Here is a 24,840-nt window from a genome sequence, read left to right as displayed (position 1 = left end):
GCGGCGAGTGGGCGGGGTGTGCCGGAGGCGGGGCGGTGGCCGGCGTACCGGAGGGCGGGGGCGGGTGCGGAGACCGGCGGCCGGGGGTGGGTGGGGCGGGGTGGGGAAAATCCGTACCGTTTCGGGGGGAAGGGGGCAAGGATGGGCGGGTGCGTTTGCCCTCCTGGTTCTCCGAGCGCGCCGAGCCGATCCCCTCCGGGCGGGAACTGCGCGTCTCCACGCTTGAACTCTTCTTCGACCTCGTCTTCGTCTTCACGCTGACCCAGCTCACGGCCCTGCTCGTCGCGGGGTTCGGCGAGGACGCCCCCGCGGGCCACGCGGCCACCTCGCCCGTCGTGGGCGGTCTGCGAGCGCTGCTGGTCTTCGGCGTCATGTGGTGGATGTACTCCGGCTACGCGTGGCTGACCAACACCGTCCCGCCCGAGCGGCCCGCGCGGCGGGTGCTGGTGCTCATGGGCATGGGCGGGTTCCTGGTGATGGCGCTGGCGATCCCCACGGCCTTCGAGGGCGGGGGGTGGGCGTTCGCGCTGGGCTACCTGATCGTCGTGCTGGTGCACGCCGGGCTGTACCTCCAGGCGACCGCCTCCTTCGTCCGCGTGGTGCCGTTCAACCTGGGGGCCACGGCGCTGCTGTTCGCCGCCGGGTTCCAGTCCGGGACGGCGGCCCACCTGCTGTGGGCGGCGGCGCTCGTGCTGGTGTGGACCAGCCCGTACTTCATCGGCCAGAAGGGGTTCACGCTGCACGCCGGGCACATCGTGGAGCGGCACGGCCTGCTGGTGATCGTGGCGCTCGGGGAGTCGGTGGTGGCCATCGGCATCGGCGCCCACGGGCTGGTGAGCCCCGGGCTGCTGGTCGCCGCCTCGCTGGGCCTGGTGCTCGCGGCGTGCCTGTGGTGGAGCTACTTCGCCGAGGGCGACGAGGAGGCGGCCGAGCACGCCCTGACGGGCGCGGAGCCCGTACGCCGCACCCGGATGATCCTCGGCGCGTACTTCTATGCGCACATGCCGATGCTGCTCGGCGTCGTGGCGGTCGCCGCCGGGGTCAAGAAGGCGCTCGGCCACCCGATCGACCCGCTGTACGCGGGCCCGGCCATCGCGCTGTCGGCCGGGGTGGTGCTCTACCTCGCGGGCGACGCGATGTACCGCAGGGTCCTGCTGCTGCCCGCGCGCCCGGTGCGCCTGGCGGCGGCGGGGCTCGCCGCGGCGGCGACCCCGCTCGGGCTGTGGTCGGCGCTGGCCCAGCTCGCCGCCCTGGCGGCCCTGCTCGTCGCCGTCATGGTCACCGAGCACACGACGTCCCGCACCCCCGGCACGGTCGAGCCGCAGAAGGCTCACTGAGCAGCCGAGCACCCACTTCGGCGGGCGCCCACGGGTTGCGCCGGGGCACGCTCGTAAGCCCCCGGAAACGCTCTCCAGAGGGCCGGGCGGGGCTCAGCCCCGGGGCGGGTGGCGGCGCGCGGCGGATGGGCGGGCCGGGCTCGGGGAGCGTTCAGTCGGGGGCGGTCGCGCGAGCGTCGCCTCTCGCGGCCGGGCGGAGGTCAGGCGGGGGGTGGCGCCGGGGCGGTGCTGCGGCGGGTGGTCAGGCGGGGCTCCAGGAGGGTGGAGTGGGGGACGGTCGCGCCTTCCAGCTTGTCCATCAGGAGGCAGACGGCGCGGTGGCCGACGTCGGCGGCGGGGATCTGCACCGACGTCAGCGGGGGGCTGGCGCGCTCGGCGACGTCGTCGGGGCAGATCGCCACCACCGACACGTCCTCGGGCACGCGCCTGCCCAGCATGCGCAGCGCGCCCAGTGCGTGCCCGGTCGCCGCCTCGTTGTGCACGACCACGCCCGACAGGCCGGGGTGGCGTTCCAGCAGGGCGGTCACCGTGGCGGAGACCTGGTCGAACCCCTCGTCGCAGGGCGAGGCGTGCGCCGTCAGCCCGTGCCCGGCCGCGGCCTCGGCGAACCCCTCCATGGTGCGCTCGGCGTAGCCGGTGCCGCGCTTGTACACCACGTGCGGGGCGCCGAGCAGGGCGATCTCGCGGTGGCCGAGGGAGGCCAGGTGCTCGGCGCACAGGGCGCCGGCCCGGGCGAAGTCGAGGTCCACGCAGGTCAGGCCGGAGGCGTCGGCCGGGAAGCCGATCAGCACGCTCGGCTGGCCCAGCTCGCGCAGCAGCGGGACGCGCGGGTCGTGGAGCTCCACGTCCATGAGCACGAGCCCGTCCACCAGCGCGCTGGCGGCGACGCGCCGGAGCCCGTCGGGCCCCTCGTCGGCGGTCATGAGCAGCACGTCGTGGTCGTACTGGCGCGCGGTGGTCACCACGGCGGTGGCGAACTGCATCAGGACCGGCAGATGCATGCCCGCGCGCAGCGGCAGCACCAGCGCGATCACATTGGTGCGCTTGCTGGCCAGGGCGCGGGCTCCCGCGTTGGGGTGGTAGCCGAGGGCGCGCACGCTGCGCATGACCCGCTGGCTGGTGGTGGCGGAGATGGCCCGCTTGCCGCTCAGCACGTACGACACCGTGCTCACCGCCACCCCGGCGTGCCTGGCGACGTCGGCGATGGTGACCGTCCTCACCCGGCGCCCTCCGCGTCCGCGGCCGTGAAGGTGAGATCACGCACGGTCACGCCCTCGCTCTCGAACACGACATAAAGATCGTGCACTCCGGCGGCCCCGGCAAGCGGGCAGCGCGCTTGGGAGAAGGCGTACCTGTCGCCGCCCGGCGCCACCGACACCGCGCCGACGGCCTCGCCGCCGAGCGGGTCGCCGAGGCGCAGCGTGAGCACGCCGCCCTCGGTGCTCGTGACGGCCAGCGAGCAGGACGCCGCGCCGCCGGCGAAGTCGACCTCGCGGAAGACGATCCAGGCCCCGGGCTCGGTCGCGCGGACCGCGTCGCCGGACGTGCGGTCGGCGTCGCACAACAGGACGCCGTCGTACTCGTCGTTGTCGGCGGCCCGCACGGGGCGGGCGTACGGGTCGCGGGGCGGGATCCGCTCCCCCGCGACCGCGAGCCGGGCGCAGAGCCGGATGTCGCGTGCGGAGCGGCCCACCAGCACCGTGTGCGACGCCTCCTCGACCACGAACCGGCCGCGCGTGACGTCCCAGAACGCGAGCTCGGCGACGTCGACGGCCATCATGACGGTGCGGCTCTCGCCGGGGGCCAGCCGTATCCGCTCGAAGCCGCGGAGCCGGCGCAGCGGCTGCTTCACCCGGGAGCGCCGCTGGCGGGTGTAGAGCTGGACGACCTCCACCCCCGGCCGCCTGCCGGTGTTGGTGACGGTGACCCGCACCTCCAGCACGTCGTCCGGCCCCACCTCCTCGGCCGACAGCCGCAGGCCGGAGTAGGCGAAGTCCGTGTAGCCGCCGCCGTGGCCGAACGGGTAGAGCGGCGTGCCCCGGTAGTACTGGTAGGTGGAGTCGGTGGCGATGATGTCGTAGTCGAGCAGGTCGGGCAGCTCGCGCGCCGAGCGGTACCACGTCTGGGTGAGCCGGCCCCCGGGGTCCTGGTCGCCGAACAGCACGTCGGCCAGCGCGTGGCCGTACTCCTGGCCGCCGTGCGCGGACCACACGACGGCGGGCACGTTGTCCTGCGCCCAGGTCAGCGCGAACGGGTAGCCGCTGCTGACGACCAGCACGGTGGCGGGGTTGGCCGCGTGGACGGCCCGCAGCAGCGCGTCCTGGGCACCCGGCAGCGACAGGTCGGCCCTGTCCTCGGTCTCCCTGCCGTTGACCAGCGGGTGGTCGCCGAGGACGACGATCGCGACGTCGGCCCGCGCGGCCAGCTCGGCGGCGGCCTGGGCTCCGCTGCTCACCGGTTCCAGGGTGAGCACGGCGGCGGCCTCCGGGTCGTCGGCCAGGCGCAGCACGCCGTCCGGGGACAGTTCGACGTGGCGGCCCGTGGAGATGTGGCGCAGCGCCAGCGCGCCCCGGGGCCGCTCGTCCAGGCGGAACGTCTGCCGCACCTCCCAGCCGCCGGGCCCGGGCTGGTCGTTGACGAGCACGCCGTCGTCGCCGGCGGTGACGTACCTGCCGTTGGCGACGGCACGCAGGGCGTACGCACCGCCGCCCCAGTCGAACAGGTCGAACCAGGTGGCGGTGGGGCCGGCCGCCTGGCCGACCGTCAGGGGCGCGCCGGCGAAGTGCTCGGCGGCGGTGACGTAGCCGCCCGGGGTGTGCAGGGCGATCCGGTCGACGCCCTCGCAGAACTCCACCGCGCACCGCTCGGCCAGGCCGGCGCGGGCCGTCACGGCGTAGGGCAGGGTGCCGCTGTACCAGTCCTCCATGAGGGTGTCCGCGAGCGGCCCGACCACCGCGACGCCGACCGGTGCGGCCAGCGGCAGCAGGCCTTCGTTCTTGAGCAGGACGATCGACTCGGTGGCGGCCCGCCGCGCCAGCGCCTGGTGCTCCGGGCTGTTCACCACCTCCTGTGTGAGGTGGTCGTAGGGCGTGGCGGGGTCGAACTCCCCGAGCCGGAACCTCAGCGCCAGCGCGCGCCCGGCGGCGGTGTCGACGTCGGCCTCGGCCAGCAGTCCCCGGCGCAGCGCCTCGGCGATGTGGCCGAGCGTGGCGGCGGGCTGGTTGTCGTCCTGCGTGAAGCTGTCGAGCCCCGCCCTGATCGCCGACGCGTACGCCTCGGGCAGGTCGGCGTGGTAGGCCTGGAGGGTCACCAGGTTGGCGGGGGCGTAGGCGTCGCTGACCACGAACAGGCCGTCCGCCGCCCAGGCGCGCAGGGTGTCGCCGATCAGCGGGCTGAGCAGCGCGGGGCGGCCGTTGACCAGGTTGTAGGACGGCATCAGCGACACCGCCGCGCCCGCCTGGAGGGGCGCGCGGAACGCCTTCAGCTCGTACTCGTGCAGCACCCTGGGCGGCAGGCCGCTGGAGGTGGAGCAGCGGTCGCTCTCGTTGTTGTACCCGAGGAAGTGCTTGAGCGTGGGAGCCGTCTTGAGCGTGGGATGGTCGCCCCGCAGCCCTCGGGCGTAGGCGGTGCCCATCACCCCGGTCAGCCAGGGGTCCTCCGAGTAGCCCTCCTCGTTGCGCCCCCAGCGCGGGTCGCGCAGCGGGTTGACGACCGGCGCCCAGACGTTCAGCCCGGCGCCGGCGGGGTCCTTGTGGTGGAAGGCCACCACCTCGTCGCCGGTCGCCGCGCCCACCTCGCGCACCAGGTCGGGGTCCCAGGTGCTGGCCAGGCCGATCGCCTGCGGGAACACGGTCGCCGGCCCGAGCCACGCGAGCCCGTGCAGGGCCTCGGTCCCGGTGCGGAAGGCGCCGACGCCGAGCCTGGGGACGGCCGCCTGGTACTGGTGCAGGAGGCCGATCTTCTCCCGGAGCGTGAGCCGCCCGAGCAGGTCGGCGACGCGCTCGTCCACGGGACGGCCGGGATCACGGAAGGCGCCTGACAAGGAGGGGGTGCTCATCGGGATCTTCCTTCGTCGGCCGGGGACTGTCGAAACGCTTCGAAAGGTGCGGGGCGGGCGGGAGTCGAAGCGTTTCGACGACGGGCCGCTTCGCGGCCTGTTGAAGCGTTTCGACGGGATATGTGAAGTTTCAGGGGTGTTACAGAGGGTTCTTCTGAAGCGTGCCGCTTCGCGCGCTATCGGTCAAGGGGCGCGGTCAGGCGTGCGCGGGGAGCCGGCCGGAGTCGATGGAGTCCAGCAGCCGGGCGGCGGCGCCCAGCGCCGCCGCGCCGTACCCGAGCGTGGAGACCTCCAGCCGGGTGCCGCCCACCTCCGGCGCGCAGCTGCGCAGCCCGAGCTCCTGCCTCGCGGGCGGCAGCACCCACGGCGACAGGGGGACGTAGTAACCGCCGAGTACGACGACCTCGGGGTTGAGCACGTCGGCGAGCACGGCCGCGCCCTTGCCGAGATCACGGCCGACGGCGCCGAGCAGGGCCAGGACGTCGCGGTCGCCCGCGGTCGCCCGCCGCACCACCTCGTCGATCTCGGGTTCGAGCTCGGCGGGCGTCGCGTCGGGGGCGGTGTGCCGCAGCACGGCGCCGACGCCGGCCATCGCCTCAAGGCAGCCGCGGCGCCCGCAGCGGCAGACGGGGCCCGCCGGATCGATCTCGATGTGGCCGATCTCCCCGGCGAACCCCCGGCCGCCGCGGCGCGACCGGCCGTCCATGATGAGGCCGGCGCCCACACCGACGTCGCCGGTGACATAGACGAGGTTGGCCGCGCCCCCGTGCGGGCCGAACCGGTGCTCGGCGAGCACCGCGAGGTTGGCGTCGTTGTCCACGAGCACCGGGAAGCCGGGGTCGCGCAGCGCCTTGGCGAGGTCGCCCGGCAGGTCGACGTCGCGCCAGCCGAGGGTGGGCGCGAAGCGCACCGTGCCGTTCAGGTCGACGAGGCCGGGGATCGCGACGGTGAGGCCGAGCACCTGGCGGGCCTCCTTGCCCACGCGGCTGAGCACGCGGCGGGCGAGGGCGGCGACCGCGGCGACGGCCTGGTTGGGGGTCGCGGTGGCGCCGGGGAAGGAGCGACGCCACGACAGCAGCTCGGTGCCCGCGAGGTCGACGGCCACCGCGGTCAGGTAGTCGACGTTGACGCCCACGCCGATGGCGGCGTACGGGGAGCCGTCGAGCACCAGCATGGTCGCGGGGCGGCCGACGCGGTTCTCGGTGAGACCGGTCTCGCGCAGCAGGCGGCGGTCGATGAGGTCGGCGACCAGGCTGGAGACCGTGGCCTTGTTGAGGCCGGTGGACGCCGCGATGTCGGCCCGGGAGCAGGGAGCGTTCTGCCGGACGAAGCGCAGCACGACCGCCAGGTTGGTGGCCCTGACATCGGCGAAGTCCGCCGGCTGGGGGGCGGTGTGCGCGTTGATCAAATTCAGCCCCGTTCCGCTGAGCCACGGTGGGCCCATCATGCCGCATCGTCCGGCGGACGACCGCACGCCGCGGCGCCGGGTGACCGCCGGAGAGAGGGGCCGGCCCGTGGGGGACGGCGGAGAGGGAGGCGGGGAGCGCCCCTTCCGGCTCTCGTCACCTTGGCCTACTTTGTTTAGGCTCCAGACGAACTGATGATAGCGCGAGCGAACGGGAACCGCGAGCCCGAAGTCGGCGCGCGGAACGGGCGGCACGCCGAGGGCCCGGGGGCGGTCAGGAGCCGCGGAGAGCGCGGGGTGGCGCGACGGGGCGGTGGACGAGCGAGGAGCGGGCGGCCTTCGGCCGGACGGGAGACGGCGGAGCGAGGGGGCTGCGCCGGTCCCGGCGCGTGACCTGACCTCACTGCCGGGACCGACTCCTCTAACAATGTCCGTACCAGCACCAAAGTCGCAAGTCAGGACGCGACCGGCCGTACCCCGCACGGCCTCTCCGCGCTGGCGGGATCAGCCGGAGGCCGCCCCCACATGGTCCACGATCGCCGAGACGCCCTTCTCCCGAGCGCAGTGGGCACAGCAGTACCAGTGACCGTCCGCGGACACCCCGTGACCCACGATGCGGCACCCGCAGTGTTCGCAGATCGGCGCCATGCCGTGGATCGCACACTCGAAGCTGTCATAGGTGTGCACACCACCCTTGGCGTGTATTTCAAAGCTCATATCATAGTCATTGCCGCATACTTCGCATTTGGCCATGATCTTCCTCCCTAGCTCTCCTGTACCGAGTTACCCAGGAAAAGCGCGATAGGACTCCCGGCCAGCGGTTTCCATCCGCATAATTGATGATCCACGGACGGACTCTTTAAGGAGACCCCGACATGCCGGAGGTTCTACCTCTGCGATCGGACGATCCATCCGAACTAGGCACATATCACATAGTCGGACGGATCGGTGAGGGTGGCCGGAGCATCGTCTACCTGGGTAAAGGCCCGGGAAGTGAACACGTCGCGATCAAGATCCTGCACGCCGACCTGTCCGGTTCCGACCGGTTCCTGGACAAGGTCGAGGAGCTTCGCCAGGTGTCCGCCTTCTGCACGGCCCAGGTGATCGAGACCGGCCTGGCCGGCGACCGGCCGTACGTCGTCAGCGAGTACATCGACGGGCCCACCCTGGAGCGGGCCGTGCAGGAGGACGGGCCGCTGCGCGGGCCGGCGCTGCACCGCCTGGCGATCGGCACCATGACCGCCCTGGTCGCCATCCACCAGGCCGGCATCGTGCACCGGGAGTTCAGCCCCGGCAACGTGCTGCTCGGCCCCGACGGGCCGCGGGTCATCGACTTCGGCATCGCCCAGGCGCTGGACGCCGGCGTGGAGAGCACCACCCGCTCGGTCGGCACGCCCGCCTACCTGACGCCCGAGCAGCTCGAAGGCGCCGCCGTCGGGCCCGCCGCCGACATGTTCGCCTGGGGTTCGACCGTGCTCTACGCCGCGTCCGGGCGCGCCCCGTTCGAGGCGGGCTCCATGTCGGCCACGATCAACCGCGTCCTGCGCGACGAGCCCGACCTCAGCGTGCTCAACGACGACCTGCTCAGCCTGGTCGCCCAGTGCCTGGCCAAGGATCCCGCGCGCCGCCCGACGGCCAGCGACGCCCTGCTGCGGCTCGTCGGCCACTCGCAGATCCTGGCGACCATGGAGCCCGCCCAGGAGGGCGCCGGCCCGCCGGCCGCGCCGGCTCCCGGCTTCGCCGTGGCCACCCCGCCGCAGGACGTGCGCATGGCGCCGCCGCCCGACCCCGGCACCCGCGTCGAACTGCCGCCCCCGCCCGGCCGCGGCCGCGCGCGGCGGCGCCTGCTGCCCCTGGTCGCCGCCGCCGTCGCCATCGCGCTCGTCTCCGGGGGCACCGTCTACGCGCTCACCTCCCGCACCGACCGGCCGCCGGCGCAGCCCCAGGCGGCCCCGACGCCGCTGCCCGCGCCGTCGGCCGCCCTCATCCAGGCCTCGCCGACCCCGCCCCCGAAGGCCAGCGAGAAGTTCACCGCGCCCGGCACCAAGCTCACGGTGCACGAGAACCCGGCCGACCCGGTCAGGCTCGCGTCCTACTTCATCCAGGACATCGACGGGAAGAAGCTGGAGACCTACGCCCGCTACCCGGGGGCCGACGAGTTCAAGAAGATCGCCGACGGCGCCGGGTTCGGCGACGCGACCGTCTCGCCGGACGGCAAGTGGGCCGCGGTCAACCCGTTCATCAAGTTCTCCGCCTCCAGTACCGACTACGTCACCTTCGTCAACCTCGCCACGGGCGAGAAGTTCAATGTGGACACGCTCAAACAGCCGCTGCGCGGCCTGTCGGGCACCTGGAGCCGCGACAGCAAGCGCCTGCTGCTGACCGTCTACGAGATCGACAAGGACAGCGAGACCCAGTACCCCGAAGGCTTCGTCGTCGTCGACGTGACGACCCGCAAGGCCACCGTCGTGCTCACCGACGACAAGCGCGACGGGTACGGAAACTTCGACTGGACCCCCGACGGCGCGTACGTCGTCGGCGCGTACGAGAAGGACAAGCCCCGGTTCGGGATCCGCTTCCGCGACATGAGCGGCAAGGTCGTGCGCACGATTCCCTGGGTGGGCATGATGTCCGGCCCCGGGTTGTACTCCCCTTCCGGCGAGTCCTTCTTCACGTACTGCCCGGAGGACAGCGGCAAGCGGTCGAACATCTGCGTGTGGAACGCGCGCAGCGGGAACCGGACGGCCACCATCAAGCTGTGGGAGGGCAGCGCCACCGCCTACGACTGGTGGGACGAGCACCACATCATCGTCTTCGACCCGCGCAAGGACCCCAGGAAGTACGTGGTCCTGGACTTCCACGGCAAGGCGGTGCGCACGCTGGCCGAGCACCCCAAGGGCGACGAGACCACCCACCAGCTCAGATACCTCGGGAGTTAGCGCCTCCATGGCTGACATCGCTCCCCTGCGCACCGGCGACCCGCCGCGCGTGGGCGACTACGAGATCGCGGGCCGTGTCGGCGAGGGCGGCCAGGGATCGGTCTTCCTCGGCACGTCGCCCACGGGCGAGCAGGTGGCCATCAAGCTGCTGCGCCACGGTCTCGGGCAGGCGGGCTCCGGGCCGCCGACCTTCGCGCCGAGCGCGCCGCCGACCGACGGCACCTTCGCGCCGGAGCGGTTCCTTCGCGAGACGCAGATCCTGCGCCGGGTGGCCCCCTTCTGCACCGCCCAGGTCATCGGCACCGGCACGATGGACGGCCGTCCTTACATCGTCAGCGAGTACATCGCCGGCCCCACCCTGCAGCAGGTGGTCGACGAGGAGGGGCCGCTTCACGGCGCCCGGCTGCGGCGGCTGGCCGTGGGGACGATGACCGCGCTCACCGCCATCCACCGGGCCGGGGTGGTGCACCGCGACTTCAAGCCGAGCAACGTCCTGCTGGGCAGGGACGGCCCGCGGGTGATCGACTTCGGCATCGCCCGCGCGCTCGACGCGTCCGCGACCGGCTCCGGCGTGATCGGCACGCCGCCGTACATGGCCCCCGAGCAGATCGAGGGGGCCCAGGTCGAGCCGCCCGCCGACCTGTTCGCCTGGGGGTCGACGATGGCGTTCGCGGCCACCGGGCGGCCGCCGTTCGGCATGGACTCGCTCCCGGCCGTGGTCAACCGCATCCTGCACAAGGAGCCCGAGCTGGGCGACCTCGACGGCGACCTGCGCGACCTGATCACCGACTGCCTGTCCAAGGAGCCGGCGCTGCGCCCCACCGCGCGCGACGCGCTGCTGCGCCTGCTCGGCGCGACCAGGGAACAGGCCCCCGCGGGGGAGCTGCTGTCGGCGGGCACGGCCGTGGCCGCGGGAAGCCCGGCGACCACACGTCCGCCGCTCCCCCCGAGCCCGCCGGACGCCGCCACGTCCCCCTCGCCGGCACCGCGGCGGCGACGCGTGGCGACGCAGGTGGCCGCCGGCGCCGTGGTCGTGGGGCTGGTCTCGGGCGGGCTCGTCTACCTGCTGGCGCGCCTCGGCCCGCCGGCCACCGTCGCCGGGCGCTCCGCCACCGCGGCCCCCTCGCCGATCCGGGAGGTGACCGCCGCGCCCTCACCGGTGGCCACGACCTTCCTGCTCCCCTCGACGAAGGTGAAGGTGCACGACGCCCCCAGCGACCCGGTGCGCCTGACGTCGTTCATGCACAACGCCGACGGACAGTCGCTGACCTACGCGCGCGACCCGAAGACCGGCCGATTCGAGGAGATGGGCCCCTTCCAGGAGCCCGTGGTCTCCCCCGACGGCCGGTGGGTGGCGATCCTGCCGTGGCTGAAGTCCATGACGCCACAGAGCTACGACTTCGTCAGGCTGCTCGAGCGCTCGACCGGCCGGGAGTTCAACGTGCGGCTGGCGGACAAGCCGCTGGAGAACTTCAACCCGTTCTGGTCGTCCGACAGCAAGCGGTTGCTGCTTACCACCCTCGAAACGGTGGGGAGCGCCAAGAGACCGATCGGCTTCGCCGTGGTCGACGTCGCCACCGCCACCGCGAAGCTGGTGCCGGTTCCGAACGCCGCCGGGGGCAGGAGGACCTACTTCGTGTGGGGGCCGGGCGAGACCGGCGTCGCGATCAGCCACTTCGACGGGGACGAGACCGGCCTGCGGTTCCTGGACCTCCAGGGCAAGATCGTGCGCACCTTCACCGACGTGGGCGACATCACCGCGGCGGAGAGCAGCGTCTCCCCCGCCGGCCGGCTGTTCGCCACCCGCTGCGCCGACGCGATCAACAGGATGTGCGTCTGGGACAGCTCCACCGGGCGGCGGACGACCTCGCTGCCCGTGCCCTACCCCGGCTCCTTCGTCGGCTGGTTCAACGACGCGCACCTCATCGTCACCGACAACCGGGGGACGACTCGCACGATCAAGCTCGTCGACCTGAAGGGCAAGGTGCTCCGGACGCTCGCCGAGGTGCCGCTCTCGGAGACGAACGGAAAGGACGGAAGGCTGCTGTACCGCTACACCAGGGGCTGACCGCGACCGGCCGCCGGGACGCGCCGGAAGGCGTCCCGCTTGACCCCGCCGAGGAAGGCCGCCCACGCGCCGGGCGGGAAGACCAGCGGTGCGCCGTCGAGGTGCTTGGAGTCGCGGACGGTGACCATGCCGGGCAGGTTGGTGGCCACCTCGACACACTCGCCGCCGTCGCTGCCCGACCGGCTGGACTTCCGCCACCGCGCACGGCTCAGGTCCACTTCTGCTTCACCACTTCCTCGATCAACCGGCAGGTCAGGTGTTGCGGGTGGGCGTCCGCCCGGATGGCGTCATAGGCGTTGACGAGATCGGCGATGGTGCTCCGGTCGGAGACGGTGCGCCCCCGGGGCTGGGATTCCACCCGAACGGTATACGGATTCCCTCGCATCTCGGCGATGGTGAAGGCCCCATTCAGCCCCGACAGCGCCTCGGCGCTATAAGGGACGATCTGGATGGTGACTTTCGGATGGCGGGCCATCTCCAGAAGATGTTCGAGTTGCTCGCGCACCACCGCCGCGCCGCCGATGGGGCGGTGCAGGACGCCTTCGTCGATGAGCGCCGTGACCGCCGGCGGATTGTCGCGGCGCAGAACGACTTTCCGTTGCATTCGACCGGCCAGCGCCTGCTCCAGTTGCCCGGCGGTGGTTCCGGGCAGGCGCGACAGGACCTGCCGGGCGTAGTTCTCGGTCTGCAACAGGCCGGGGACGAGCATCGGGGCCCAGAAGCGCAGGGCGGTGGCCCGCTGCTCCTCCACCGCCCAGTCGCGGAAGTGCTCGGGCACGGGGGGCGGCGGCGGCCAGGCCTCGGCGTAGAGGGCGGCGATGACGCCGTCCAGGCCGAACGCCTCGTCGCACAGCTCGGCGAAGCGTTCGGACGGGCGGAACTTGGAGGTCTCGACCATCGCGACCGCGCTGGTGGAGAAGCCGATGCGGCGGGCGAGCTGCTTCTGGGTGAGCTTGGCCGCGAGGCGGCGCCGGCGCAGCTCGAACGCGAAACGCGTGCGCGGCGACTCCTCGGGGTCGATGTCGATCATCTTGGTCATGGGGGTCCCCTCGCGACGCTCAGACCTGAGTCATTGACATCAGGACAACGTTGCAGTCATTCCGTAGTCAATTCACTACCAAGCGTAATGCGTGGCAGCCGCGCTTGGGGCCGGAAATCACGACCCGATCGGGTCATCGGGAAAGCCCCGTCCACCGCAGACGATTACCGGCCGCGTGATGTTTTCCTGACCGCTCCGGCGAGTATTCACCTCCATGTCGGGGCGAGGCTTATGGGCCGCGGGGAGAAGGCTTCGGCGATACCCCGGGCGGCGTCCATGAGCCGCCGGCGACCCATGGACGGTCCGCCCGACCGGCCGCGCCCGGGTGCGCGGCCGTCGTCTCAGGGCGCGGGCGACCCCCGGTGGCCGGGGGCCCGGACGGGGCCGACGGGGACGCCGCCGCGGTGGGTGGAGGTCGCGACCAGGGCGACCGGGGCCAGGGCGGCGCCGGTGGTGGAGATCACCGCGAGGGCCAGCGTGTTCTCGCCGCGGTGCCGCAGGATGCCCTCGGGCAGGGCGAAATCGGTCTGCGGGCCGACGTCGCCGCCGAACTGGCCGAGGTTCCAGCCGTTGAGGAACATCAGGACGCGGTAGCCGCGAGGCGGCTGCGCGCCCGGCCGGCCGAAGCGCAGCGCCATCGAGGTGTCCTGCCCCTCGGGCAGGTCCAGCTCGAACGTCGTGCGCAGCCAGGTCACGCCTGGGCCGAACTCGGGGCGCGCGGGCGCCGGGCGCCAGGAGCGGTCGGGGTGGCCGGGCAGGTGCCAGCCGGCGCGCTCCCCGTACAGGCCGCCGGTGTTGAGCGGGCCGCGTGCCGGGTCGGGCAGATCCTCCCCGCCGCGCGCGCCCTGGATCCGCCACGCGATGGGCGCCCGCGTGCCGGTCAGCGAGACGCCGAAGAGGCCGCGCGGCTGCTTGAAGCGGTTGTCGTCGGCGATCCAGTCGTCGTTGTGCCCCATGTTCTCCACCAGGACCGACAGCACCGCCTTCTCCCCCGCCTTCAGCAGGCCGGGCGGGACGGCGAAGTCACCCGGGCCCGGACGGGGGTTGGCGGTGTCGCTGTCGGCCTGGGTGCCGCCGGCCGCCGATCCCAGGTAGCGGCCGTTCAGCCACACCAGGTAGACGCCGCGCCTGCCGGTGATCGCGCTCGCCGACACGGCCGTCTCGGTGCCCGTCGCGGTGAAGCGGCCCCGGTACCAGACGTTCCCGTGGTCGTAGCCGTACTCCTCGGCGAACAGCACGGGCGCGGCCCCCGACTGGTCGGCGGGCGGGGTGTACGGGATCGCCGTGGTGGTGCGGTCGGCGCGGGTCCAGCCGGAGTCGTCGAAGCCGGGAAGGGCTTCGGGCGCCTCGGTCGCGGCACGCCACCCGGTCAGCGCGGGCGGGGTCGCGGGCGAGGGGCCGGGCAGGGAGCCGCTGCGCGTCCGGGCGGCGGGCACCGGCCTGCCGTTGACCGACAGGCGGCGCGCGGAGCCGAACACCTCGACCTCCCCGGGCGCCGCGGTGTCGGCGCGCAGGGAGACCGCGTCGCCGCGCGCCTCGGCCGACCGGACGAGCGAGGTGCCGCGCACCAGCACCGGCCCCCGGCCGGTGTCCACGCGCCAGAAGGACGCGGCCGAGGCGTCGGTGCCGAGCAGGAGCAGCAGCGGGCGGCGGCCTCCCCCGCTGACCAGCACGCGGGCCAGCCCGGTGTGGGTGTAGTCGAGCCGGAGGTCCCCGGCGGTGTAGGAGGAGGCCACCGAGCCGTCGAGCACCGTCACCGACGGGGCCGACGGGTAGCGCAGGACGGTGGTCCCCCGCTCTCCGTCGCGCCCGTACAGCAGGGCGATGTCCCGGCCGTCCGCGGTGACGTGGGTCATCAGCTCCGAGCTGGACACCGCCAGGCGCTGGCCGCCCATGTCGTACCCGCCGAGCAGCACCTTGGCGTCGCGGCCGTCGACCCGGACGGGCAGCGGGTAGCGGCCGTCGGGAGCCTGCCAGTCGAGGGTCGCGGACTCGTCGGTCGCCGACGCGCGGTCGGTGTGGCGCACGAGCACGAACTGGGTGCCCGAACGGGGGTCGGCGCGGGCGAGCGTCGCCAGGGCGGGGTTGGAGGACGGCGGGGCGGCCGCGGCGTCGGTGGTGGTGAGCGGGGCGACGGTGGTCAGGAAGTGGCTCTGCAGCTTGAACTCGTCGTACTTGGCGGTGTGCCGCCGCGCCTCGGTGATCGCCGCGCCGTAGTCGTAGGAGGTGTAGGTGTCGTTGGGCTGGGGCAGCCATCCCCACGAGGTGCCGCCGTAGCCCATGTAGTAGCCGAACATGGTGGCGCCGCTGACGACGAGGTTCGACTTGAAGAAGAACTTCATGTAGTCGGTGCCGGTCAGCTCGCGGCACCTGTCGTAGCCGGCGTCGCCGAGGTCGATGGCCCCGGCCTGGTACTCGGCCGCGTAGACCGGGGCGTCGTCGCGCAGCCGCTCGGTGACGCCCTCGCCCCAGGGGCCCCACGTGGCGCCGGCGTTCGCGCAGTCGAAGGACTGCGGGTAGTCGTCCACGCCGGGAATCTGCACCGCGCCCTCGCCCGAGGCCCAGGTGGAGACCCAGTCGGCGGCGTCGCAGCAGACGTTGGTGGTGATGGGCACGTCGATGCCGTCGGCCCTTGCCCGGGCCTGGATGTCGGCCATGTACCGGGCGTCGGTGGCGACGGCGTACTCGTTCTCGGCGTTGTAGAGGATGACCGGGCCGCCCCGGGTCACCTGGTGCGGCGCGATGATCGCGTTGACGCGGCGCAGCCAGTCGCGGTACGCCTCGGTGTAGCCGGGCGCGCTGCTGCGCGCGCGGCCGGGCACCCTCTTCAGCCAGGCGGGGAAGCCGCCGCCGCTGGTCTCGGCGTTGATGTACGGCCCGGGGCGCCCGACCACGTACAGGCCGGCGCGCTCGGCGGCGCGCAGGAACGCGTCCACGTCGCGCACCCCGGTGAAGTCGTACACTCCGGGCTTGGGCGAGTGGAAGGCCCAGTTGAAGTAGGTGGAGACGGCGTTGAAGCCCGCGGCCTTGATCCTCTCCAGCACGTCGCGCCACAGGCCGGGGCTGGGCAGCCGCCAGTAGTGGAACTCGGCCGCCTGCAACGTCAGCCGTCGCCCCCCGACCATCAGCGAGTACCTGTCGTAGGTGACCGTCGCCCTGTCCCCGGGGACGGGGGCGGGGCCGGTTTCCGCGCCCGGGACGACGGGGCCGGTCGGCGCGGCCGGGGCGGCGACGGGAGCGGGCGCCGCGCGGGCCGCCGAGGCGGGCGCGGCCGGGGGCGTGAGCGTCACCAGCGACGCCAGCAGGGCGGTGACGGCCGCGACGATCGGGGCGGCGGCGCGCCGCGAGGCCGGGGGGCGGGGACGGCGGTTCATTCGCTGGTCCTCCGGATCGGACGGTGACGCCGGGCACCCCGGCGGCGGGGTGCCCGGCGATGGCCTGAAGGCCGGGGACTACCTGGTCAGGGAGAAGTCCTTGATCCGCAGATCACCGGTGAACACCAGGTACACGTCGTGGACGCCCGGCGCCCGCGCCAGCGGCGCCGTGACCGTGCGGTAGGAGTAGACGCCGCCCGTGGCCGGCACGTCGGCGGCGCCGAGCAGCCGTCCGGTGGGCGAGCCCAGCCGGACCTCGACGCGCCCGGGGGCGGTGGCGGCGACCCCGGCCGACAGACGGGTCGCGCCCGCCCCGAGGTCGGCGCCGGCGAAGGAGATCCAGTCGCCGGTGGCGGTGCCGCCCACGGCGTCGCCCGCCGCCTTGGTCTCGTCGACCAGCTCGACGCCGCGGTAGTCGTCGAAGTCGGCCGCCCGGGTCACCTTGGACAGGTCGCGGTGCGGGATGGTCTCGCCCATCACCTCCAGCGTCGCGCGGCGCCGGATGTCGGCCGAGGACGCGCCGGCCATCACGTCGTGGAGGGACTTCTCGACCACCCAGCGGTTGCGGGTGACGTCCCAGAAGGCCAGGTCGGCGACCTTGAACGACAGCGTGACCCTCTTGGTCTCCCCCGCCCGCAGGTACACCCGCTTGAAGGCGCGAAGCTGCTTGACCGGCTGCTTCACCCGCGAGGTGCGCTGGTGGGTGTAGAGCTGGACGACCTCCGCGCCGTCGAGCCTGCCGGTGTTGGTCACCTCGACCTCGGCCCTGACCGTGCCGCCGGGCCGCACCGAGCGTGCGTCCAGCTTCAGGCCCCGGTAGTCGAAGGTGGTGTAGCTGAGCCCGTGGCCGAACGCGTACAGCGGCCGGTCGGTGGAGTACAGGTAGGTGGCCTCGGTCTTGATGATGTCGTAGTCGAGGATGTCGGGGAGGTCGGCGGCCGACCGGTACCAGGTCTGGGGCAGGCGGCCCGCCGGGTTCACGTCGCCGAACAGCACGTCGGCCAGGGCGTTGCCGGTCTCGGCGCCCGCGTGGGTGGTCCACAGGATCGCCGGGACGTGCTCCTGCTCCCAGTTGATCGTGGTCGGGTAGCTGTTCTCCAGTACGACCACGGTCTTGGGGTTGGCCGCGGTCACGGCCTTGACGAGCGCCTCCTGGCCTTCGGCGAGACTCATGTCGGTGCGGTCGTGGTCCTCGCGGCCGTTGATGAACGGCATGCTGCCGACGACGACCACCGCGACGTCGGCTGCCTTGGCGGCGGCCACGGCCGCCTCGACTCCGCTGGTGACGGTCTCCCTGGCGAACCGGGCGGCCTGGTCGGCGGTGGTCAGCACGAGGGTGCCGTCGGCGTTCGGCGCCAGGTACTTGTTCGGCCCGAACCAGTCGTACGCCGTCTCGTAGCCGGCGTACCGGAGCAGGAAGGTGCCGTCGTCCTGCGGTTCCAGTTTGAACTGCTGCTGGACGTACCAGCCGTTGGGCTGTTCCTGGTCGTTGACGAAGTTCGTCCAGTTGTAGCCCACGTACCTGCCGTTGGCCGCGCTCCGCAGCGTCAGCACGCCCTGGCCCCAGTCGAAGACGTCGAACTGCTCGGTGGCCCCGGCCGTGGTCGCGCCCTCCTTGAGCACCGCCCCGGTCTGGCCGGCGCCGGCGGTGACGTACCTGCCGGTGGTGACGTTCCTGAGCGCGATGCGGTCGACGCCTTCGGTGCCGGTCACCGTGCCGCCGGGCCCGAGCTTGCGCTCGATGCCGTCCAGCGGGGTGACGCGGTACGGCAGGGCGCCGGAGTACCAGTCGGTGTAGAGCGTGTCGGCCAGCGGGCCGACCACGGCGACCTTCTTGGCGGTGGCGGTGCTCAGCGGGAGGGTCCTGCGGGCGTTCTTCAGCAGCACCGTCGCCGACGCGGCCGTCGTCCTGGCCAGGCGCCGGTGCTCGGGGCTGTCGACGACGTCCTTGCCGATCGAGCCGTAACGCCCGCCGCCGGGGTCGAACTCCCCCAGCCGGAAGCGGATCGACAGGATGTGCCGGATGGCCGTGTCGACGTCCGCCTCGGTGATCAGGCCCTGGGCGAGCGCGTCGTCGATGGACGTGACGGTCGGGGTGGCGTTGGTGTTGTCGGTGGTGAAGCTGTCGAGGCCCGCCTTCAGGGTGGCGGCGTTGGCGTGCGCGAGGTCGGGGAAGTACGCCTGCGAGCCGACGAGGTTGTTGGGGGCGTGCGCGTCGGTGACGTTGAGCAGGTCGCGCTCGGTCCACGACCGCACGACCGCGTTCAGATCGGGGTTGACCGTGGCCGGGCGGCCGTTGACCAGGTTGTAGGACGCCATGACGCCGGTGGCGGCGTCGGCCGCGATGGCCGGCTTGAACGCCGCCTGGTCGTACTCCTGCTCCACGCGCGGGCGCAGGCTGGAGGAGGTGGTGTCGCGGCGCACCTCGTTGTTGTTGGCCAGGTAGTGCTTGAGCGTGGGGGCCGTCTTCAGGTGGTCGGGGTCCTCGCCCTGCATGCCCGACCCGTACGCGATCGACAGCGCGCCGGTGAGCGTCGGGTCCTCGGAGTAGCCCTCCTCGTTGCGCCCCCATCGCGGGTCGCGCAGCAGGTTGACCACCGGAGCCCACAGGTTGAGGCTCCACACGCGGGGGCTTTCGGCGTGGTACCCGCGGGCCTCGTCGCCGACGGCCGAGCCGACCCGCTTGAGCAGCGCCGGGTCCCAGGTGCTGGCCAGGCCGACGGCCTGCGGGAACACGGTGCCCCTGGCCGTCACGACGGCGCCGTTGTCGTCGACGTTCGTCGTCCAGCCCACGCCGTGCAGGGCCTCGGTGCCGGTCTTGAACGCGCCGATGCCCAGACGCGGGATCGCGGGCTGGTACTGGTGCAGCATCGAGACCTTCTCGGCGAGCGTGAGCCGCCCGAGGAGGTCGTCGATCCGCTGGGCCATGGGAAGGGACGGGTCGCGGAAGGGCGGGTCGTCGGCCGCCCTGGCGGGGGCCGTGAGCAGCGTCATGAGCAGGCCGAGAAGGGCCGCCAGCCATAACGGTCGCCGAAGAAGGGACATGGTGTGCGCCTCCAGGTCAGGTGGGTGACGCGAGAGATCGGACGGGGGTCACTTGACGGCGCCGACGGTGACGCCGCGGGTCAGCGTGCGCTGGAAGATGAGGAAGAACACGACCGCCGGGATGATGCCGAGCAGCGCCGACGCGCTGGACATGGTGACGTCCATCATCTTGTCGCCCTGCAGCACGCCGAGGGCCACCGGCACGGTCTGGTTGTCGTTGGAGATCAGGAAGACCAGTGGCAGGAAGAACTCGTTCCACGTCCAGATGAAGAAGAAGATCGCCAGAACGGTCAGGGTCGGGCGGCTGACGGGCACCACGATCCGCCACAGGATGCGCCACCGGCCGGCCCCGTCCATGGCCGCGGCCTCGATGATCTCCCGAGGGAAGTCGCCGAGCACCGCCGCGAGCAGGTAGGTGCCGAAGGCGCCCTGCACCACGGTGAAGATGAGGATCACCGCCATCCGGCTGTCGTACAGCCCCACCTCCTTGGCGATGTAGTACAGCGGGTAGACCAGCGCCTCCTGCGGCAGCGTGTTGGCCATCAGGAACAGCACGAGGATCCACAGCCGGCCCCGTACCCGCCCGATGCCGAGCGCGTAGGCGTTCAGCACCGCGAGCGTGACGGCCAGCACCGCCACCGACGCGCTGATGAGGAAGCTGTTGAGCAGCTTGCGGCCGAAGTCGACGCGGTTCCAGAACTCGACGAGCCCGTCCAGGTAGATGCCGCCGGGCAGGGCGAGCGGGCCGTTGGCCGCGTACTCCGCCGGGGTCTTCAGCGCGTTGAGGGTGACGATGGCGAACGGCACGAGCATCACCACCGCGAGCACCACGAGCGCGGCGAGCACGGCCCACCGGCCGGGGCCCGCCCCGGCGGCGGGGGCGCGACGGCGGGCCGCCCGCACCTGGGCGGTCTCGCGCCGCAGGGACAGGGAGGTCATGGCTTGCGCTCCTGGACGCGCAGGAAGAGGAACGTCACGACGACGATGATCAGCGCGAGGACGGTCGCGATGGCCGAGCCGTACCCGACGTTGGCCTTCTGGAAGAAGTTCTGGTAGCTGAAGTAGGCGGGCACGTTCGTCGCCTGGCCCGGCCCGCCGCGGGTCAGCACGAAGATCGGCCCGAAGACCTTGAGCGCCGCGATGGTGCAGGTCAGCAGCACCACGAAGATCTCCGGCCTGATCTGCGGCACCGTGACGTGCCAGAAGCGCCGCCACCAGGAGGCGCCGTCGATCTCCGCGGCCTCCGACAGCGCCGGGTCGGCCCGCTGGAGCCCGGCCATGAAGATGACCACCGGGTAGCCGAGCTGGAACCACACCATGACGGCCATCACGGTCGCCAGGGCGAGGTCGGGGTCGCCGAGCCAGTTGCGCGCGAGCGAGCCCAGCCCGGCGGCCCCGAGGATCTCGTTCAGCGCGCCGTACGACGGGTGCAGCATCCAGCCCCACACGACGCCGGCCACCGCGACCGGCAGCACCTGCGGCAGGTAGTAGGCGGCGCGCAGCGCGCTCGCCGTCCGGGAGCCGAACCGCCTGCCGATGTAGTCGAACAGGGCCGCGGCCAGGATCAGGCCGGCGATGGTCGGGATCACCGCCATCGCGAGGATCAGCGCCACGTTGTGCTGGAAGGAGACCCAGAAGATCTCGTCCCCCAGCAGCTTCCGGTAGTTGTCCAGGCCGATCCACTTCGGGACGCCGAAGCCGCTCCACCGGGTGAAGCTGATCGCGATGTTCATCAGGAAAGGCACGATGACCACCGCGAGGAACAGCACCGCGCTGGGCACCAGGTAGACCCAGTACCCCCCGCCCCGGCGCGTTCGCCGGGGCGGTTCTGACGCGGCGCCGGGCGACGCCGGCCGCGTCACCGGGGCGTGCACCGCCACCTCAGCCGCCGATGTCGGCGAGGTTGTCGTTGTACGGCGCCGCGAAGTCGTCCAGCACCGCGTCCGGCGCCTTGGTGCCGTTGATCAGCTCCTGCACGCCGGCCACCATGACGTCGTAGTAGCCGGGCGCCGGCCAGTCGGGGTAGAACGCCAGCCCGTCCTGCGCCGCCAGCTTGTTGTAGTTCTCGATGAGCTCCTTGTTCTTCTCACCGGTGATCGCCGACACGTCGGCCGCGACCGGGATGCCGCCCGCGTTGCCCAGCCGGTTCTGGATGTCCTTGCTCATCGTGATGTCGATGAAGTCGTACGCCAGGTCCTTGTTCGCGGACTTCTCCGGCACGACCCATATGTTGCCGCTGGACCCGGCGCTCATCTGGTTGCCCGGCCACAGGAACGTGCCCCACTCGAAGTCCTTGATCTCGGTGGCCATCCGCCCGTACCACCAGCTGCCGGAGATCATGATGGGGAACTTGCCGGAGGTGAAGGCGACGCCCATGTCCTCGGCCTTCAGCCCGGCGGACTCCTTGCCGATGTAGCCCTTCTTCACCCAGTCGGCGAAGGTGGTCGCCCCGTAGGTGAACTCCGGGCCGTGGAAGTCGGTCTTGCCCTGGTAGCGCTGGAAGGCGTCCACCCAGGGGCGCTGCGCCTTGCTCAGCGCGAGCTGGTACATGATCTGCTGGGCCGGGTACTCGGCGCCGGCGACCGTGATGGGGGTGACGCCGGCCTTGGCGAAGGCGTCGAGGACGCCGGTGAACTCCTCGAACGTGGTGGGCACCTTCACGCCCTGCTTCTCGAAGGCGTCCTTGTTGTAATAGACCATGACGTACTCGGCGTAGTTCGGGACGCCGAACCAACGGCCCGAGCCCATCACCCCGCGCTCGTCGTAGCGGGCGGTGGCCTGCAGGCTCGGGCTCAGCAGCTTGTCCCAGCCGCGCTTGGCCGCCTCCTCGCTCAGGTCGGCGAGCAGCCCCTGCTTCGACAGCAGGCCCGCCGTGGCGTTGCCCTTGTTGTACTCCATGACGTCGGGCGCCTGGTCGGAGCCGAGCACCATGCCCGCGGTCTTCTGGATCTGCTCGAAGCCCTTCTCCTCGAACTTCACCTTGACGCCGGGGTGGGTGGCCTCGAAGCGCTTGACCGCTTCGGACCACGCGACGCCCATGGCGCTGGTGGCGTTCTCGTAGTGCCAGAGCTTCAGCGTCCTCGCCTCGCCCGCACCGCCCCCGCCGGCGTCATCCGATGAGCCGCAGGCGGCCAGTGCCAGCGCCGCCGCGACCACCGCGGCGACGATCCCTATCTTGGACATGGTGTTTCTCCAGGGGGTTGCTATGCGACGGCGGCCGTGGCAGGGGCGCCTTCGAGAGGGGCTATCTCGGCGTCGGTGATCCGCGCGGGGCCGGAGACGGTGACGCGGAGCACGTCGCCGTCCCTGGTGGCGGTGACCGTCGTGTCACCGTCGACGTCTCTGACGGTGGTCCGGCTCTCGCCGGTCTCGCCGGCGCCGTAGGCGACCACGGTGACGCCGGCGAACGGCTCGTCGCCGACCGTGTCGCGCACCTCGGTCACCGGCAGCAGCGCGCCGTGCCGGACGAACAGGGGGATCCGGCCGAGCGGCTTGGTCACCTCGACGTACCGCCCGCCCGTGTGCACCTCGTGGGTCCAGTAGTCGACCCATCGGCCCGCCGGGAGGTAGACCTGCCGGGTGCCCTCGGGCGCGGTCATCGGCGCGACGAGCAGGTCGGGCCCGAGCAGGTACTCCAGGTCTGCCTGCCAGGCCACCGGGTCGTCCGGGTGGTCGACGCACAGGGCGCGCATCATCGGCGCCCCGGTGCGGGCCGCCTCCACCGCCGCCGAGTAGATGTACGGCATGAGGCGGTACCGCAGGGTCAGCGCCTCGACGGCCAGGTGCTCGACCTCCGGGAACTCCCAGGGCTCGCGGGTGGTGGTGCCGTGGAACCGCACGAGCGACGACAGCGCGCCGAACTGCGCCCACCGGACGTACAGGTCGTCGGACGGCCTGCCGGTGAAGCCGCCCACGTCGTGGCTCCAGTACGGGATGCCCGACAGGCCGTGTGACAGCCCGCCGCGGATCGTGCTGCCCATCGCCGCGTAGGAGGTGTAGGTGTCGCCGCTCCACTGGGCCGCGTGCCGCTGGCCGCCGAGGAAGGAGGAGCGGGCCCAGACCAGGGCGTGCCCGTTCACCTCCCGGGTGACCTCGGCCACCACGTCGTTGAACAGCAGCGCGTAGACGTTGTGCAGCTCGGTGCCGGTCATGCCGTTGAAGGACGTTGCGTCGGCGGGCACGCCCTCGGCGAAGTCGGTCTTGAAGCACGCGACGCCCTGCCGCAGCAGCGGGCGCAGCAGGCCCTTGAACCACTCGACGGCCGCCGGGTTGGTGAAGTCGACGACGCCGCACGCCGGGTACGACCCGTGCCAGGCGTCGGCGACGTACACCTCGCCGTCGCGGTTCTTCAGGAAGTACCCCTCGGCCGCCGCCTCGGCATAGGCGGGGCTGAGGTGGGAGACATAGGGATTCATCCACAGGCAGACGCGGAAGCCCTGCGCGGCCAGCGCGGCCAGCATGCCCTCGGGGTCGGGGAAGCTCTCGGCGTCCCACCGCATGTCCGACCAGTGGCCCTTCACCTGCCAGAAGCAGTCCAGGTGCAGGACGTCGCAGGGGATGCCGCGCTCGCGGATCCTCCCGGCCCGCTCCAGCACCCGCTCCTGGGAGTCCTTGAAGAAGCCCGAGGAGATCCAGCTCCCGAACGCCCACTTGGGCGGCAGCTCCGGGGCGCAGGTCAGGCGGTCGAACCGGGCGAGCACCTCCGGCACGGTCGGGCCGGCGACGACGTAGTAGTCGATCAGGTCGTCCGGCACGACGATCTCCACGCAGCTGTGGGTGGCGCGGCAGACGTCGAACTCCACCGGCATGCCGCTGTCGACGACCAGGCCGTAGCCGCGGCTGGAGACGTAGAAGGGGACGTTCTTGTATGAGCGGTCGGACTCCGCGCCGAAGGCGTCGAAGTTCCACATCAGCGGGCGCTGCCCCCGCTTGTCGAGCGGCGTGAACTTCTCCCCGAAGCCGCCGAAGTGCTCGTCGGGACGGGCGACGAGGCTCTCCTGGTAGGCCACCGTGGCGCCGTCCACCCGGGAGCGCCCGAAGGGCAGCGTGCGCAGCCGGCCGCTGATGTCCACGTGCCCGCGGTCCTGCTCGGTGAGCACGCGGCCGCCGGCGTCGGTGAACCGCAGGTGCCAGGGGTCCAGGGTGATCTCCGCGCGCACCGTGCCGGCGTCCACCACCGTGCGGTTCTCGCCGGTCTCGATCCGCGCCCCCGCGTACGTGCCCGGGCGCACCATCTCGGTCGCCCGCGCCGACCGCGTTCGGGCCGCGACGTCCTCGCCTAGCCGTACGCGGATCACGCCCTCGCCCGCGACCGAGACCTGGACGAGCAGCACCTCCTCCGCCGTGGTGGACGCCTTGAAGGTCACGCCCCGGTCGTCCGCCGCCATGGGCTCGGCGCGCGTGAGCGCCGACAAGCCCTGCTCTCCCCGGGCCCGCACCGGGAGCTCCGGCGGGTCAGCGCTGAAGTACTCGTGCGCGATCAGAGGGGGACGGTACGGCATCGGCGCTCCTGGCGATCCGGGACAGGCTGGCCGTTAGTTTGCCTACTAAACGAACAAACGTCAACGACGGCGATC

General features: G+C 72.4%; 15 protein-coding genes. 3 read left to right on the top strand and 12 right to left on the bottom strand.

What is annotated here, in order from left to right; all coding sequences use genetic code 11:
* Nucleotides 1-149 precede the first annotated feature (149 nt).
* Complete coding sequence (locus PYR91_RS22645; protein ID WP_279782540.1) at nucleotides 150-1,337, top strand: low temperature requirement protein A; 1,188 nt, start codon at nucleotides 150-152, stop codon at nucleotides 1,335-1,337.
* 200 nt (nucleotides 1,338-1,537) lie between these two features.
* Here the strand turns inward: PYR91_RS22645 and PYR91_RS22640 are convergent, their stop codons facing one another.
* The 4 genes from PYR91_RS22640 to PYR91_RS22625 form a co-directional block, all read right to left on the bottom strand.
* Entirely contained in the window at nucleotides 1,538-2,557 is a 1,020-nt protein-coding gene (locus PYR91_RS22640; protein ID WP_279782538.1) for a LacI family DNA-binding transcriptional regulator, read from the bottom strand.
* Nucleotides 2,554-5,394, bottom strand: coding sequence for a glycoside hydrolase family 3 C-terminal domain-containing protein (locus PYR91_RS22635; RefSeq protein WP_279782537.1), 2,841 nt, complete (start codon nucleotides 5,392-5,394; stop codon nucleotides 2,554-2,556). The genes PYR91_RS22640 and PYR91_RS22635 overlap by 4 nt, the downstream gene beginning before the upstream one ends.
* Before the next feature lie 196 nt (nucleotides 5,395-5,590).
* The gene (locus PYR91_RS22630; RefSeq protein ID WP_279782535.1) at nucleotides 5,591-6,838 is read right to left on the bottom strand and encodes an ROK family transcriptional regulator; all 1,248 of its coding nucleotides are present in this window, start codon (nucleotides 6,836-6,838) and stop codon (nucleotides 5,591-5,593) included.
* A 465-nt stretch (nucleotides 6,839-7,303) separates the two neighbouring features.
* Nucleotides 7,304-7,552 (bottom strand): hypothetical protein, encoded by a 249-nt coding sequence (locus PYR91_RS22625; RefSeq protein WP_279782533.1) that lies wholly within the window; start codon nucleotides 7,550-7,552, stop codon nucleotides 7,304-7,306.
* A gap of 122 nt (nucleotides 7,553-7,674) precedes the next feature.
* On the opposite strand from PYR91_RS22625, the gene PYR91_RS22620 reads away from it, so the two are divergent.
* Together PYR91_RS22620 and PYR91_RS22615 are read left to right on the top strand one after the other, a co-directional pair.
* Nucleotides 7,675-9,738 carry a protein kinase gene (locus tag PYR91_RS22620; protein WP_279782532.1) on the top strand — a complete coding sequence of 688 codons (2,064 nt, stop codon included), beginning with the start codon at nucleotides 7,675-7,677 and terminating at the stop codon, nucleotides 9,736-9,738.
* Nucleotides 9,739-9,745: 7 nt separating this feature from the next.
* Nucleotides 9,746-11,806 carry a protein kinase gene (locus PYR91_RS22615; RefSeq protein WP_279782530.1) on the top strand — a complete coding sequence of 687 codons (2,061 nt, stop codon included), beginning with the start codon at nucleotides 9,746-9,748 and terminating at the stop codon, nucleotides 11,804-11,806.
* On the opposite strand, the gene PYR91_RS22610 is transcribed toward PYR91_RS22615, so the two are convergent.
* The 8 genes from PYR91_RS22610 to yicI all read right to left on the bottom strand — a co-directional run bounded on the left by PYR91_RS22610 (nucleotide 11,791) and on the right by yicI (nucleotide 24,765).
* Entirely contained in the window at nucleotides 11,791-12,024 is a 234-nt protein-coding gene (locus PYR91_RS22610; RefSeq protein WP_279782529.1) for a DUF397 domain-containing protein, read from the bottom strand. The two genes, PYR91_RS22615 and PYR91_RS22610, sit on opposite strands and share 16 nt — an antisense overlap.
* Complete coding sequence (locus PYR91_RS22605) at nucleotides 12,015-12,845, bottom strand: helix-turn-helix transcriptional regulator (RefSeq protein WP_279782528.1); 831 nt, start codon at nucleotides 12,843-12,845, stop codon at nucleotides 12,015-12,017. The genes PYR91_RS22610 and PYR91_RS22605 overlap by 10 nt, the downstream gene beginning before the upstream one ends.
* A gap of 341 nt (nucleotides 12,846-13,186) precedes the next feature.
* Nucleotides 13,187-16,219: a beta-galactosidase gene (locus PYR91_RS22600; RefSeq protein ID WP_279782527.1), complete on the bottom strand. Its 3,033-nt coding sequence runs from the start codon at nucleotides 16,217-16,219 to the stop codon at nucleotides 13,187-13,189.
* Nucleotides 16,220-16,297: 78 nt separating this feature from the next.
* Nucleotides 16,298-19,264 (bottom strand): glycoside hydrolase family 3 protein, encoded by a 2,967-nt coding sequence (locus PYR91_RS22595; RefSeq protein WP_279782525.1) that lies wholly within the window; start codon nucleotides 19,262-19,264, stop codon nucleotides 16,298-16,300.
* Between the two features lie 48 nt (nucleotides 19,265-19,312).
* Nucleotides 19,313-20,203, bottom strand: a complete 891-nt coding sequence (locus PYR91_RS22590; protein WP_279782523.1) for a carbohydrate ABC transporter permease — start codon at nucleotides 20,201-20,203, stop codon at nucleotides 19,313-19,315.
* Nucleotides 20,200-21,138, bottom strand: coding sequence for a sugar ABC transporter permease (locus PYR91_RS22585; RefSeq protein WP_279782521.1), 939 nt, complete (start codon nucleotides 21,136-21,138; stop codon nucleotides 20,200-20,202). The genes PYR91_RS22590 and PYR91_RS22585 overlap by 4 nt, the downstream gene beginning before the upstream one ends.
* A 7-nt stretch (nucleotides 21,139-21,145) precedes the next feature.
* A complete protein-coding gene (locus PYR91_RS22580; RefSeq protein WP_279782519.1) occupies nucleotides 21,146-22,447 on the bottom strand; it encodes an extracellular solute-binding protein in 1,302 nt (433 codons plus the stop codon).
* 20 nt (nucleotides 22,448-22,467) lie between these two features.
* Complete coding sequence (gene yicI / locus PYR91_RS22575; protein ID WP_279782517.1) at nucleotides 22,468-24,765, bottom strand: alpha-xylosidase; 2,298 nt, start codon at nucleotides 24,763-24,765, stop codon at nucleotides 22,468-22,470.
* Nucleotides 24,766-24,840 lie beyond the last annotated feature (75 nt).

Source organism: Sphaerisporangium sp. TRM90804 (genome assembly GCF_029846175.1).
Taxonomy (GTDB): Bacteria; Actinomycetota; Actinomycetes; order Streptosporangiales; family Streptosporangiaceae; genus Sphaerisporangium.
The sequence above is the reverse complement of the archived record's forward strand: the minus strand, read 5'-3'. Positions and strand labels throughout refer to the sequence as shown.